12 protein-coding genes are annotated in these 13,269 nt (G+C 63.7%); 7 read left to right on the top strand and 5 right to left on the bottom strand.

What is annotated here, in order from left to right:
- Positions 1–5: 5 nt before the first annotated feature.
- Positions 6–1,199 carry a XylR family transcriptional regulator gene (locus AC1DU8_RS19345; protein WP_457282648.1) on the bottom strand — a complete coding sequence of 398 codons (1,194 nt, stop codon included), beginning with the start codon at positions 1,197–1,199 and terminating at the stop codon, positions 6–8.
- Between the two features lie 155 nt (positions 1,200–1,354).
- Here AC1DU8_RS19345 and xylA point away from each other — a divergent pair, with 155 nt between their 5' ends.
- From xylA to xylB, 7 genes are read left to right on the top strand one after another with little or no spacing between them, the layout of a single operon-like run.
- On the top strand, positions 1,355–2,680 hold the full coding sequence (gene xylA, locus AC1DU8_RS19340) for a xylose isomerase (RefSeq protein ID WP_477689800.1): 1,326 nt from the start codon (positions 1,355–1,357) through the stop codon (positions 2,678–2,680).
- 23 nt (positions 2,681–2,703) lie between these two features.
- On the top strand, positions 2,704–4,191 hold the full coding sequence (locus tag AC1DU8_RS19335) for a sugar ABC transporter ATP-binding protein (RefSeq protein ID WP_477666879.1): 1,488 nt from the start codon (positions 2,704–2,706) through the stop codon (positions 4,189–4,191).
- Positions 4,178–5,188, top strand: coding sequence for an ABC transporter permease (locus tag AC1DU8_RS19330; RefSeq protein ID WP_457282702.1), 1,011 nt, complete (start codon positions 4,178–4,180; stop codon positions 5,186–5,188). The genes AC1DU8_RS19335 and AC1DU8_RS19330 overlap by 14 nt, the downstream gene beginning before the upstream one ends.
- Positions 5,189–5,243: 55 nt before the next feature.
- Positions 5,244–6,206 (top strand): ABC transporter substrate-binding protein, encoded by a 963-nt coding sequence (locus AC1DU8_RS19325; RefSeq protein WP_457282651.1) that lies wholly within the window; start codon positions 5,244–5,246, stop codon positions 6,204–6,206.
- 7 nt (positions 6,207–6,213) lie between these two features.
- Entirely contained in the window at positions 6,214–7,239 is a 1,026-nt protein-coding gene (locus AC1DU8_RS19320; protein ID WP_477666878.1) for a sugar phosphate isomerase/epimerase family protein, read from the top strand.
- The gene (locus tag AC1DU8_RS19315) at positions 7,236–8,390 is read left to right on the top strand and encodes a Gfo/Idh/MocA family protein (RefSeq protein ID WP_477727165.1); all 1,155 of its coding nucleotides are present in this window, start codon (positions 7,236–7,238) and stop codon (positions 8,388–8,390) included. The genes AC1DU8_RS19320 and AC1DU8_RS19315 overlap by 4 nt, the downstream gene beginning before the upstream one ends.
- 3 nt (positions 8,391–8,393) lie before the next feature.
- Entirely contained in the window at positions 8,394–9,863 is a 1,470-nt protein-coding gene (gene xylB / locus AC1DU8_RS19310; protein ID WP_477701921.1) for a xylulokinase, read from the top strand.
- 85 nt (positions 9,864–9,948) lie between these two features.
- On the opposite strand, the gene AC1DU8_RS19305 is transcribed toward xylB, so the two are convergent.
- From AC1DU8_RS19305 to AC1DU8_RS19290, 4 genes are all read right to left on the bottom strand, one after another.
- Positions 9,949–10,653, bottom strand: a complete 705-nt coding sequence (locus tag AC1DU8_RS19305; protein ID WP_477727164.1) for an SDR family oxidoreductase — start codon at positions 10,651–10,653, stop codon at positions 9,949–9,951.
- Between the two features lie 45 nt (positions 10,654–10,698).
- On the bottom strand, positions 10,699–11,700 hold the full coding sequence (locus tag AC1DU8_RS19300; RefSeq protein ID WP_457282656.1) for an NADP-dependent oxidoreductase: 1,002 nt from the start codon (positions 11,698–11,700) through the stop codon (positions 10,699–10,701).
- A complete protein-coding gene (locus AC1DU8_RS19295; protein ID WP_477689801.1) occupies positions 11,697–12,533 on the bottom strand; it encodes an oxidoreductase in 837 nt (278 codons plus the stop codon). Before AC1DU8_RS19295 ends, AC1DU8_RS19300 begins: the two co-directional genes overlap by 4 nt.
- A 93-nt stretch (positions 12,534–12,626) precedes the next feature.
- A complete protein-coding gene (locus AC1DU8_RS19290) occupies positions 12,627–13,232 on the bottom strand; it encodes a TetR/AcrR family transcriptional regulator (RefSeq protein ID WP_477666872.1) in 606 nt (201 codons plus the stop codon).
- Between the last annotated feature and the right edge of the window lie 37 nt (positions 13,233–13,269).

The raw sequence follows: 13,269 nt of genomic DNA, 5'->3' as shown, positions 1-13,269 counted from the left end.
CCGGCTCAGCTCCGACGGCTTTCCCGCCACGAAGCCGGCGTTGCTCCCAGTTCCCGTTTGAACACTGTATTGAGGTACTGGACGGAACGAAAGCCGCTCGCCCGCGCGATGTCATCGATGCCCATTTGCGTGTTGCTGAGCAACTGAAAGCAACGCTGCAACTTGTACAGCAGGATTTCGTCGTGGACGGAGCGCTTCAACTCGCGGCGAAAGTACATCTCCAGCGATGAGCGCGAAAGCCCCACCGTTTCGGCAACCTGCTCCGTCTTGATGCCCTGGCAGGCGTATTGACGGATGTAATGGAGAGCACGCATCACGGTTGCGCTGTGTTCGACGTCGCGCGCGGTGGACGCGCGCGAATGCACGCCAGCCGGGGGCACGACCACACGCACGTCGTTCACCGGCGAGCCGCTCAGGGCTTGGTGCAACAGGTGCGCCGCGCGATGGCCCATTTCGTGGGTTCCCTGGCTGACCGAGCTGAGCTGGATTCTCGTCAGGTGCTGGCCCAGTGTGTCGTTATCGATCCCGATGATGGCGACTTCGTCGGGAACTGCGATTGCGCCGACGATGCAAGCCTGCAGCACCTGCCGTGCGCGCGCGTCTGTGACGGCGACTATGCCAACGGGCTTGGGCAGGCTTTGCAGCCAGGAGAGCAGTTTCCTTGTCGCGCTGCCCCATGTGGGCGCGCTGGTTGCCAGGCCCCGGTGGATCTCACCAGCCAACCCATCGCGGGCAAGGCGGGCAGTGAACGCTTTTTCGCGCTCCTGGGCCCAACGGTTGAGTGGCGATTCCGGCAGGCTGTAGCAGGCAAAACGAGAAAGCCCGGACTCCACCAGGTGGGTCAGCGCATGCGCGACCAGTTCGCGGTTGTCCGTCGCAACATACGGCACATCGACGGGGTAGCACGCTGGATCCTCGTAGGAGCCCCCGACGGCGACGACAGGTACGCGTACTCCTGTGAGGGCATGCGCCACGGCCGGATCGTCGTAGTCCGCGATGATCCCGTCGCCGTCCCAGTCGTGGATGCCGTCAAGCCGAAAGCGGAAATCCTCTTCAAGGAAGAGATCCCAGGCGACGCGCGTGTGGTTCACATAGTCGCCGATGCCCGTGATGATCTCACGGTCGTACACCTTGCTCGCATGGAAGAGCAATGCCACGCGCAGCACGGTGGGGCCACTTTGACGTAATGACGATTTCATGGTCGGGTCGGTTGACCATGAGGATACCGGCATATCGGACAGATTGCTGCGCTGCAGAAAGCAATTTCGCAAGCTGCCCTCGCAAATTTCGCAATCGCGGGCGGAGGCCGGCGGTTCTAGGATGGTGCCATTGGAAGCTGTTACCCACCACAAACATGAACTTTCTCGAATCCATCGCACCCGTACGCTATGAAGGCCCTCAGGCCACGACGCCCCTGGCCTACCGTCACTATGACGCCAGTGCCGTCGTGCTAGGCAAGCCGATGGCACAGCACCTGCGGCTTGCCGTCTGCTACTGGCACACTTTCGTGTGGCCCGGCAGCGATGTCTTCGGACAAGGCACGTTTGCGCGGCCCTGGCATGCCGGTGGAGACGAGTTGACGATGGCGCGGAAGAAAGCGGACGCAGCCTTTGGCCTGATTTCCCGGCTCGATGTCCCGTTCTACACTTTCCATGACACCGATGTGGCGCCGGAAGGCGCGAACCTGGCCGAGTACCGCAGCAATCTGTCCGCGATGGTGGATGTGCTCGCCCAGAAGCAGAAAGAAACCGGCATTTCGCTGCTATGGGGGACTGCCAACCTGTTCAGCCACCCCCGCTACGCAGCCGGCGCAGCGAGCAACCCGGACCCCGACGTCTTCGCGTACGCGGCGACGCAGGTTTTCAGCGCACTCAATGCCACCCAGCAGCTTGGCGGTGCCAACTACGTGATGTGGGGTGGGCGCGAAGGCTATGACACCCTGCTCAATACCGATCTGCAGCGCGAGCGCCAGCAGCTGGGCCGATTCATGCAATTGGTGGTGAACCACAAACACAAGATCGGTTTCAAAGGGCAACTGCTTATCGAGCCCAAGCCGCTGGAGCCGACCAAGCACCAATACGACTTCGACAGCGCCACTGTGTATGGCTTCCTGAAGGAGTTCGGCCTGGAAAAGGAGATCAAGCTCAACATCGAGGCCAATCACGCCACGTTGGCGGGCCACAGCTTCCAGCACGAGATCGCAACCGCTGCCTCCCTCGGAATTTTCGGCAGCATCGATGCCAACCGTGGCGACCCGCAGAACGGATGGGACACCGACCAGTTTCCCAACAGTGTGGAGGACCTCACGCTGGCACTCTACGAAGTCCTCCGCGCCGGCGGAATCGGCAGTGGCGGGTTCAACTTCGACGCGAAAGTGCGGCGCCAAAGCATGGATCCGGTTGACATTCTGCACGGGCATGTGGGTGCGATCGATGCGCTGGCGCTGGCACTCAAGAGTGCCGCGCGTTTGATGGAGTCCCGCGAGCTTGAGCAGTTCCGCCAGCAGCGCTACGCGAACTGGGACGGTGAACTGGGGCGGCGCATCATCACTGGCGACATGAGCCTCAGCCAGCTCGCCGAATATGCCTTCGTCAACGATCTTCGGCCCAAGCCTGTGAGCGGCCGTCAGGAGTGGCTGGAAAACCGGGTCAATGCCGCGATCTTCGCCGGCGCGGCCTGAAGAACCGAACGCAGGAGCACTCAGTGAGTTTGACGGTCGGCTTCAAAGACGTGAGCAAGAGCTTCGGCCCCGTGCAGGTACTGCATGGGGTCAGTTTCGAACTCGCACCGGGCCGGGTGTACGGGGTGCTTGGAGAAAACGGAGCCGGCAAGTCGACGCTGATGAAAATCCTGGCCGGCTACGAGGCCGCCAGTGAGGGTGTGGTAGAGGTGGGCGGGCATGTCGTACGTTTCAAGGGGCCGCGCGAGGCCGAAGCGGCCGGTGTGGTGATGATCCATCAGGAATTCAACCTTGCTGATGACCTCACCATTGCGCAGAACATATTCCTCGGCCATGAGCGCAAGCGCTACGGGCTGCTGGATGAAGACCTGATGACCAGGGAGGCGGGCGCCGCATTGCGTCAGGTTGGCCTGAATTGCAGCCCCGCGCGCCGCGTGGGCGACCTCATCGTGGCCGAGAAACAGCTGGTGGAGATCGCACGCGCGCTCAGCCGGCGCGCGCGCGTACTGGTGATGGACGAGCCCACCGCCACATTGACGCCCTCCGAGACCGAGCGCCTGTTTTCCCTCATCGGGCAATTGAGAGCGGCAGGCTCCACCATCCTCTATATTTCCCACAAACTGGACGAAGTCGAACGCATCACCGACGAGGTGGTCGTCATGCGCGACGGTCGCTTCGTGGCTCGCCGGTCCACGCAGAGCGTGACACGCCAGCAGATGGCCAGCCTGATGGTGGGGCGCGAACTGGCCGATCTCTTTCCGGGCAGGCTTCCCGTGGCGGCCGGCGCGCCCGTCCTGCTGGACGTGAAAGGACTGACCGTACCCGGGTGGTGCCACGACGCAAGTTTCCAGGTGCGCGCCGGGGAGGTGCTTGGCTTTGCAGGGCTGGTCGGTGCGGGCCGGACCGAGCTGTTCGAAGGGCTCCTGGGGTTGCGCCCCTCCAGCGCGGAATCTGTGCAGGTAGCGGACAAAACCTGGATGCGGCGCAATCCGCGTTCGGCCGCACGGCTGGGGCTCACGTATCTCAGCGAGGACCGCAAGACGCGTGGCCTGCACCTGCGCATGGGGCTGGCGCAGAACCTCACGCTGATGGCGCTGGAGCGTTATGCGAAGCCGCTGCTCGACCCGCAGCGGGAACAGGCAGCCCTCGTGGCCGCGACCACGGCATTTGGCATCCGCACGCAACGCTCTGACATACCGGCTTCCGCCCTGTCCGGCGGCAACCAGCAGAAGCTGGCGCTCGCGCGGGTGTTACAGCCCGATCCCAAAGTCGTGGTGCTGGATGAACCGACGCGAGGAGTTGACGTCGGCGCCAAGCGCGATATCTATTTCCTGATCCAGCGGCTGGCCAGCGAAGGCCGCGGGATCATCGTCGTGTCCTCCGAGCTGCTCGAGCTGATCGGGTTATGTCATCGCGTCCTTGTGATGCGCCAGGGAAGGCTCACTGCCGAGCTCGCGCAGGATCAGCTGTCCGAAGAACTGTTGATTGCCCATGCAACTGGAACCCACTGATACCGCCGCCGCTCCAGTGCCTGTCGCCAGGCCGGCACTGCGCAAATGGCCCTCTTTCACGGGAGCCGGGCCACTGGCCGGGTTGGCACTTATGTGCATCGCGGGTGCGATTCTCAACGAGAACTTCGCCAGCCTCGACAATGCGATGAACGTGCTCACCCGCACGGCTTTCATCGGAATCATCGCGGTGGGGATGTGCTTCGTCATCATTTCCGGCGGCATCGATCTCTCGGTGGGATCCATGGCCGCGCTGATTGCGGGCAGCACGATCCTGCTGATGAATGCGACAGCAGGCGCCGGCTGGAACCCCATGGCGGCCGTGGTGACCGGCATGGCCTTCGCAGTCGTACTTGGCGCACTGTTCGGCTTGGGCCACGGGCTGCTCATCAGCAAGGGTCGTATCGAGCCTTTCATCGTGACGCTGGGAACGCTGGGCATCTTCCGCGCGTACCTGACCTACTTCTCCAACGGCGGCGCCATCACGCTCGACAGTGCACTGGTCGATGTTTACAGCCCGGTGTATTACGGCAGCTGGCTGGGGGTGCCGGTGCCCGTGTGGGTATTCGCCGCTGTCGCTTTGCTGGGAGGCCTCGTTCTCAACCGCACTGCCTTTGGCCGTTACGTTCAGGCCATCGGTTCCAACGAGCAGGTTGCGCGCTACGCGGCCGTCGAGGTGGACCGCGTCAAGGTTCTCACATACATGTTGCTGGGCATTTGCGTGGGTATTGCCACCGTGCTCTATGTGCCGCGCCTGGGTTCGGCCTCGCCGAGCACCGGGCTGCTGTGGGAGCTGGAAGCCATCGCTGCGGTCATCGTCGGAGGCACTGCCTTGCGTGGCGGCGCCGGCGGCATCACCGGCACCGTAATCGGCGCCGTGCTGCTCTCGGTGATCGGCAACATCCTCAATCTGACCAGCATCATCAGTGTGTACCTGAACGCGGCTGTGCAGGGCTTCGTGATCATCGCCGTCGCGTTCTTCCAGCGCGGGCGCAAGTAACCGGTTCCCCACAGGTGGCAAGGCTGCCGTTTCTCACAACATAAGGAGACAAACCATGAAATCACTGATAAGTCTGATGGCCGCAGGCGCCACAGTTCTCGCGGCGCTGGGTGCGGCGCCCTCCGCCATGGCCCAGGGCAAGCCCCACATCGGCGTCTCGATACCGGCCGCCACGCACGGCTGGACGGGCGGGGTCGTGTACTGGGCCAACCGGACCAAGTCCGAGCTGGAAAAGCAGTACCCGGGCCTGAAAGTCACCATCAAGACGGCCGGGTCTGCTTCGGAACAGGCGAACCAGGTACAGGACTTGCACACAGCCAACAAGATCGACACCCTCGTGATCCTGCCATTCGAGTCGGCGCCGCTCACGCAACCGGTCGCGCAGGTCAAGGGCAAAGGCGTGTACGTCACGGTTGTCGACCGCGGCCTGACGGATGCGAATGCGCAGGACGCCTACGTTGCCGGCGACAACCCCGGCTTCGGCAAGGTATCGGCGGAGTACATGGCCAAAGCCCTGGGCGGCAAGGGTAACGTCGTAGTACTGCGGGGCATTCCCACGGTCATCGACAACCAGCGGGTAGACGCGTTCACGGCTGTGATGAAGAACTATCCCGATATCAAGGTTCTGGATGCCAAGCACGGCAACTGGAACCGCGACGATGCCTTCAAGGTGATGCAGGACTACTTGACCCGTTTCAAGCAGATCGACGCCGTCTGGGCCTCGGACGATGACATGGCGGTCGGCGTGCAAAAGGCAATCGCGCAGGCCAAGCGAACCGATGTCAAGCTCGTGCTGGGCGGCGCAGGTTCCAAGGACTACATCAAGAAGGTCATGGACGGCGACAAGATCGTGACGGCCGACGTCACCTACTCGCCCGCCATGATTGCCGATGCGATGAAGCTCACGGCCGCCGCACGGGTGAAGGGTGAGAAACTGCCGGCCACCACCATCATCCCGTCGGTGCTGGTGACCAGGGAAAACGCCAAGCAGTATTACTTCCCCGATTCCCCGTTCTGAGGCAGCCATGGCAAGACCTGTCACTCTTTTTACCGGGCAATGGGCGGACCTGCCTCTCAAGGAGCTGGCACCCCTGGCACGCAGCATGGGCTACGACGGCCTGGAGCTGGCATGTTGGGGCGACCATTTCGATGTGCAGGCGGCCCTGGCGAGCGATCGCTACGTGCAGGACCGGCGCGATCTGCTGGAACAGCACGGGCTGCGCTGCTTCGCCATCGGCAACCACCTGGTGGGCCAGGCGGTGTGCGACCTCATCGACGAGCGGCACAAGGCCATCCTGTCGCCGCAAGTCTGGGGGGACGGTGATCCGGAAGGCGTGCGGCAGCGCGCCGCGCGGGAAATGCAGGACACCGCGCGTGCCGCCGCCAAGCTGGGCGTGAAGGTGGTGACGGGCTTCACCGGCTCGTCCATCTGGCATTCGCTGTACGCGTTTCCGCCCACTTCGCAGGAGTATTGGGACAAGGGCTTCGTCGACTTTGCCAACCGGTGGAAACCCATCCTCGATGTGTTCGAGCAGTGTGGCGTGAATTTCGGGCTGGAAGTGCACCCCACGGAAATCGCCTTCGACATCGCTTCAGCGCAGCGCGCCATCGACGCCGTGGGAGGTCACAAGCGTTTCGGTTTCAACTTCGACCCCAGCCACCTGGGCTACCAGGGCGTGGACTACGTCAAGTTCATCCGGACATTCGGTGACCGCATCTATCACGTGCACATGAAGGACGTGTGGTGGGGCCGGGGCGACGGCACCGTGGGGGTCTTCGGCGGGCACACCAATTTCGGCGACGCGCGCCGCCACTGGGACTTTCGCAGTGTCGGGCGCGGGCAGATCGACTTCGAATCCATCATCGTCGCGCTCAACGACGTGGGTTACAACGGGCCCTTGAGCGTTGAGTGGGAAGACAGCCGCATGGATCGGGTGCATGGCGCCACAGAAAGCGCGGCCTACAGCAAGCGGCTGGACTTCAAACCCGCCGCGGGTGCTTTCGATGCCGTGTTCGACAAGGCCAAGCAGGGCGGGATGGCGGGCTCATGAGAAAACTGCGCTATGCAATGGTGGGCGGCGGGCAGGGTGCTTTCATCGGCGCTGTGCACCGCAAGGCCATGGCGCTGGATGGGCAGATGGAGCTGGTGGCCGGTGCACTGTCCTCCGATGCTGAGCGCGCGCGCGCATCGGGCCGCGACCTCGGCCTGCGGGATGAACGCAACCACGGTCGCTGGGAAGACCTGCTGGAAGGCGAACTGCGGCGCAGCAAGGACGAGCGCATCGATTTCGTTTCCATCGTCACGCCCAACCATGTGCATTTCCCCGTCGCCCGCGCGTTCGCCGAGGCGGGCATCCATGTGGTGTGTGACAAGCCGCTGGTCCATACCTGCGAGGAGGCAGCGGAGCTCGTTCGGGTTGTCGAGCGCAGCGGCTCCATCTTCGGCGTCACGTACAACTACACGGGCTATCCCATGGTGCGCGAGGCGCGTGACATGGTTGCGTGCGGCGCGATCGGCGTGGTGCGCAAGGTCATCGTCGAATACAACCAGGGCTGGCTTGCCACCCACCTGGAGGCAAGCGGGCAGAAGCAGGCCGACTGGCGGACGGACCCGGCGCGCAGCGGCGTGGCCGGCGCCATCGGCGACATCGGCTCGCACGCGGAGAACCTTGTGGCGACGGTGACGGGGCTGGAGCTGGAAAGCATCTGCGCGGACCTCACCATCTTCGTGCCGGGCCGGCGCCTTGACGACGACGGCAATGTCCTGCTGCGGTTCAAGAACGGCGCCAGGGGCGTGCTGATCGCGTCCCAGATCGAGGTGGGCTGCGAGAACGACCTGCGGCTGCGCGTGTTCGGCACCACCGGTACGCTGGATTGGCGCCAGGAGGAGCCTAACCGGCTGCTGCATGTCCCCATCGACGGCCCGGCCCGCATGTTGACGCGGGGCTCGCCGTGGCTCGGTGAGGCAGCCCGCCGCGCGACACGACTGCCCACGGGGCACCCCGAGGCCTTTATCGAAGCCTTTGCCAATGTCTACCTGGGAGTGGCTGCGCACATCCGCGCGCTGCAATCCGGCAGTACACCGGATCCGCTGGACACCGACTATCCCCGCCTCGAAGATGGCGCCCGCGGTGTGCGGTTCATCGAGAAGGTGGTGCAGTCTGCGGCCAGTACGGCCAAGTGGACGCCGTTCGGGGACTGACCGATGTTCATGGGCATTGATCTGGGCACCTCCAGTGTCAAGGCGGTCGTGCTGGACCGTGGCCACAGCCTGGTGGCCAGCGGCTCCGCGCCGCTGTCGGTGGATGCCCCCCATCCCTTGTGGCGCGAGCAGCATCCTTCCGAATGGTGGCGTGCGTGCGATGCCGCCGTAGGTGCCGCGTTGCAGGAGTTGCGGCGCGGCGGCCGCACAGGCAGCGAGATCGAGGCCATCGGCCTGACCGGGCAGATGCACGGCGCAACCTTGCTGGATGGGCGCGGTGAAGTTCTGCGGCCGGCCATCCTCTGGAACGACGGCCGGGCGGCGGCGGAATGCGCGGAACTGGAGCGGGCGGTGCCGCAGTCGCGGCAGATCACCGGCAACCTGATGATGCCGGGTTTCACGGCGCCCAAGCTGCTTTGGGTATCCAGACACGAGCCCGGCGTGTTCGACCGGATCCGGCAAGTACTGCTGCCCAAGGATTGGCTGCGCTGGCGTCTGACCGGCGACTATGCGACCGATCTGTCCGACGCATCCGGCACGCTGTGGCTGGATGTCGGAAGGCGCGAATGGAGTCACGAGCTCCTGGCCGCTTGCGGTCTGTCCTCCGACTGCATACCCAGGTTGTATGAAGGCCCGGAGGTCACCGGAACCCTGCTGCCCGAGGTGGCGCAGCATTGGGGCTTGCGCGAAGTGTCGGTGGTGGCCGGCGCCAGCGACAACGCCGCAGGTGCACTGGGCGCCGGCGTGGTCAACCCGGGCGACGCGATGCTGTCCCTTGGAACGTCCGGCGTGGTGTTCGTGGCTACCGGCGCTTTTGTCGCGAATCCGCAGCAGGCGGTGCACAGCTTCTGCCACGCGCTGCCGCAGGCCTGGCACCTGATGTCCGTGATGCTGTCGGCCGCCTCGTGCCTCGAGTTCACAGCGGGGCTGCTGGGAGAGCGCGACGTGGCCGTGCTGCTTGCGCAGGCGGAGCAGCGCGGCTTGCGTGAAGATACGCCGTTGTTCCTGCCTTATCTGAACGGCGAACGCACGCCGCACAACAATCCGCATGCCAAAGCCGTGTTCTTCGGCATGCACGCAGGCACGCAGCGCGAAGACATTGTGAATGCCACGCTCGAGGGTGTGTGCCTGGGCATGGCGCAGGGGATTGCCGCGCTGCAGTCGGTTCAGCCTGGCCTGGCGTGTGTCAGCCTGATTGGCGGCGGCTCGCGCAATGCCTATTGGGCTCAAATGCTGGCCGACGCTACCGGCCTGCAGGTAGTCCGGCACGCGGATGCCGAGGTTGGCCCGTCGCTGGGCGCGGCCCGGCTGGCCTGGCTGGCCTGCGATCCGGGCGAAGCGGCGGGAATATTTCGTGCGCCAGAGGTGACTGGCGTATTCGAGGTGCGAGCGGCCGAGCGCACGCGGATGCAGGACCGCGCCGCCCGTCTGGCAGGGTTGTACAGCAGCCTCGCACCTCACTTTCAGCCATAGAAAGTGGAGTCACCACCCGTGCGTTGGCGTGGCGATGGCATCGGCCACAACCTGCAGGCGCAGAGGCTCCGGCCAGGTTTCGAAGTCAGGATGCCTGCGGAAGGTAGCTGGGTCTGGCCGCCGTCATCCCGGCTTTGACATGTTGGGTGATTTCATCGGCCAGCACTTCATCAGCCCCCGATTCGAGTCCGTCGAGCGCACGCTTGACGATGTCTTCAGGGCTGGCCTTCGGAACCTCGAAGCCGCGCGTGAGGTCGGTATCTACATAGGCCATGTGCAGCCCCAGCACCTGCGTCTTTTGCGCCGCCAGTTCACTGCGCAAGGCATTGGTGAGCGACCAGGCCGCGGACTTGCTGGCTGAATAAGCTGCCAGCTCACCGCCGTTCACCCACGAGGCCACCGACAACACATTGAGCAGGGCGCCGCCGCCGTTGCCTTTGAGCACTGGCGCGAAGGCCTTGCTTATGCGCAACACGCCGTAGACGTTGGTCTCGAAGATGCGCCGGGTGGTATCTTCACTGTCGGCCGCCAGAAAACCGCCCGGCTGGGCAATGCCGGCATTATTGATTACCAGCGTGACATCCGACGCCAGTGCCGCGGCGGCCGCTACGTCTTCCGGCTTGGTGACGTCGAGCTTCAAAGCCTGAACGCCTGGCAAGGTGATGGTGGCAGGGTCGCGAGCGGCCGCGTAGACCTTGCGGGCACCGCGGGCGAGCAGCTCGTGCGCGAATGCCAGGCCGATGCCGCGATTGGCGCCGGTGACGAGAACAACAGCGTTTTTGATTTGCATGAGAAAACTCCAGTGGGTGGGAAAAGCTGATGAGGGAAAACTGGCTCACTTGACCTTGATGACGACCTTGCCTTTTGCACGGCCCGCCTCGACGTAGGCCAAGGCCTCGTTGGTTGCTTCGAACGGAAAGATCCGGTCCATCACTGGACGGATGGCTCCAGCATCGAAGAGCCGCGTGATCTCGCGCAGTTGGCTGCCACTTGCCTTCATGAAGAGGAACGCGTAGTCCACTCCACGGCTCTTTGCCCTGCGCCGGATGCCTGAACTCAGCATGCGAATCACCAGCTTTACGAATGCAGGAGCACTGCTTTCCTTGCCGAATGCGGGATCAGGTGGGCCGGAGATGGAGATGAGCTTCCCGCCGGCCTTGAGAATCCGCAGGGATTTTTCAAGCGTCTTGCCGTCCTGGCTGTTCAGGACCACGTCGTAGTCGCGCAAGATGTCTTCGAAGTCCTGCGTCTTGTAGTCGATCACGACGTCCGCGCCCAGACTCTTCACAAGTGCGACATTGCCCGTGCTTGTCGTCGTGGCAACGGTAGCGCCCAGGTGCTTGGCCAACTGGATGGCAAAGGTGCCAACGCCCCCTGAGCCAGCCTGGATGAAAACCTTCTGCCCTTTTTTCAGCTTGGCCTTCTCGACCAGTGCTTGCCAGGCCGTTAAGGCCACCAGCGGGATGGACGCGGCTTCTTCCATCGTGAGCCCCGCAGGTTTGAGCGCCAGGGATGCCTCCTTGACCGGGACGAATTCAGCGAAGGTACCGATCCGGAAATCATCCGGCCGGGCGTAGACCTCATCGCCCGGCTTGAACTGCCGCACGCCTGGGCCGACCTTGACGACCACCCCAGCGACGTCGTGGCCCAGAATGAGAGGCAGGCGATAGGGCAGTATGAGTTTGAACTCGCCGTCGCGGATCTTGAAGTCCAGCTGGTTCACGCCAGCGGCATGCACCTGGACCATGACCTCGTCATCGCGCAGCTCCGGGCTCGGCATGTCCGTCAACCGCAAACTGCTCTTTTTTCCATAACGTTCAACGATGAATGCTTTCATGATGTTGTCACTGTTGGCATCACGTCGAGCCGCAGATCTTTTCGAATCCCGGCATCCACCAGACCCGCAGGCGCAAATGTGCGGAGCAATCGCAGGCGACTCGCGAGTCCGCCTGCGGTGTATCGGAGTTTGGGACGAGCGGCACTGGCAGCTTTCAGCACGACGTCCGCCACGACGCCTGGCTGTTCCGCAGTTGCCATCACTTCCTTCACGCGCTGGCTCACGGCAGCGCGAACCTCGCGGTACTCATCGAGCTGAGCGTCGGGTTCCAGGAAGTTCGCGTCGAACGGCGTCTTCGTGTATGCAGGCTCGATGACCGAGACCCGGATGCCCCTCGTGCGCAGCTCATGGTCAAGCGACTCGGAGTAGCCTTCGATGGCATGCTTCGTCGCCGCATACAGTGCCCCGTACGGCATTGGCAGGAAACCAAGCACCGAGCCGATGTTGATGATGCGTCCCGCGCCCTGTCGGCGCATGTGCGGCACGACGGCGCGCGTCATTCGGACGATCCCGAAGAAGTTGGTGTCGAAGATCGCCTGGGCCTGCGTGATCGAACTTTCCTCCGCACCAGCCGGGGCGACGCCGAAGCCCGCGTTGTTGACCAGCAGGTCGATGCGGCCCTCAAGCTGAATCAGCTGTTGCACCGCGGCTTCAACCGACGCGTCCTGGGTCACATCCAGGGCCAGCATCTCGAAGGGCTGCCCGCCCGTCCGGTCGCCGCGCCGGCTGGTGCCGTAGACCTTGTAGCCGGCTTTTGCAAGCCGCTCTGCCGTCTCTTTTCCGATGCCTGAGGAGGCGCCCGTCACAAGGGCAATTTTGTTTTCGGTGTTCATGGTGTTGTTCTTTCAGTTTGAAGTGAATTTTGAATGATGATCGTCATATGTAATGGCGAAGAAAAAAGCAGGCGTGCTTCAAAAAAAATGAATTCAGTGGGAGACCGGTACCAGCTGCTTCAGCGCGGCTTCGCAAAAGCTGTCCGCCAGCGCGGGCTCGTCGACCACGCGCGCCAGCAGCAAGGTGCCGACCATGGTGGCGACCGTCGCCAGCGCGCGCTCGTGGGCGCCGGGCTGGCCCCAATCGGGTGACTGGCGGGCGACGAAATCCACCATTTCCTTGACATGCCGGGTGGTCGCGCGGCGCACTTCAGGCGCCTGGCGCGGCGTCTCCGAACCCAGCGCGGCCAGGGGGCAGCCCATCTCAACCTGCTCCCGGTGCTCCGGTGAGAGGTAGGCGCGCAACATGGCCGCCATGGCCTGTTCAGGCGGCGAGCCGGCCGCAACACCCGCCACCACGGCCGCCGATTCGGCACAGGCCCGCGTTGCGGCTTCGGCCAGCATGGCCTCGCGCGACGCGAAGTGGGCGTAAAACGCACCATGGGTCAGGCCGGCCTCTTTCATGATGTCGGCCACGCCGGTGCCGCTATAGCCGCTGCGGCGTATTGCCCGCGCGGCTACGGAGACGATACGTTCGTGGGAGGCCTCCTTGGCGGCCGTTCTGGCGTTGATCTTGGTGTTTCGCATGATACGCATCATACATGATTTTGCAACTATGCGTGCCAAGGCAATTTTG

It is taken from the genome of Polaromonas sp. P3_A5 (genome assembly GCF_056403055.1).
This window is presented reverse-complemented; position numbering and strand designations above follow the sequence as displayed.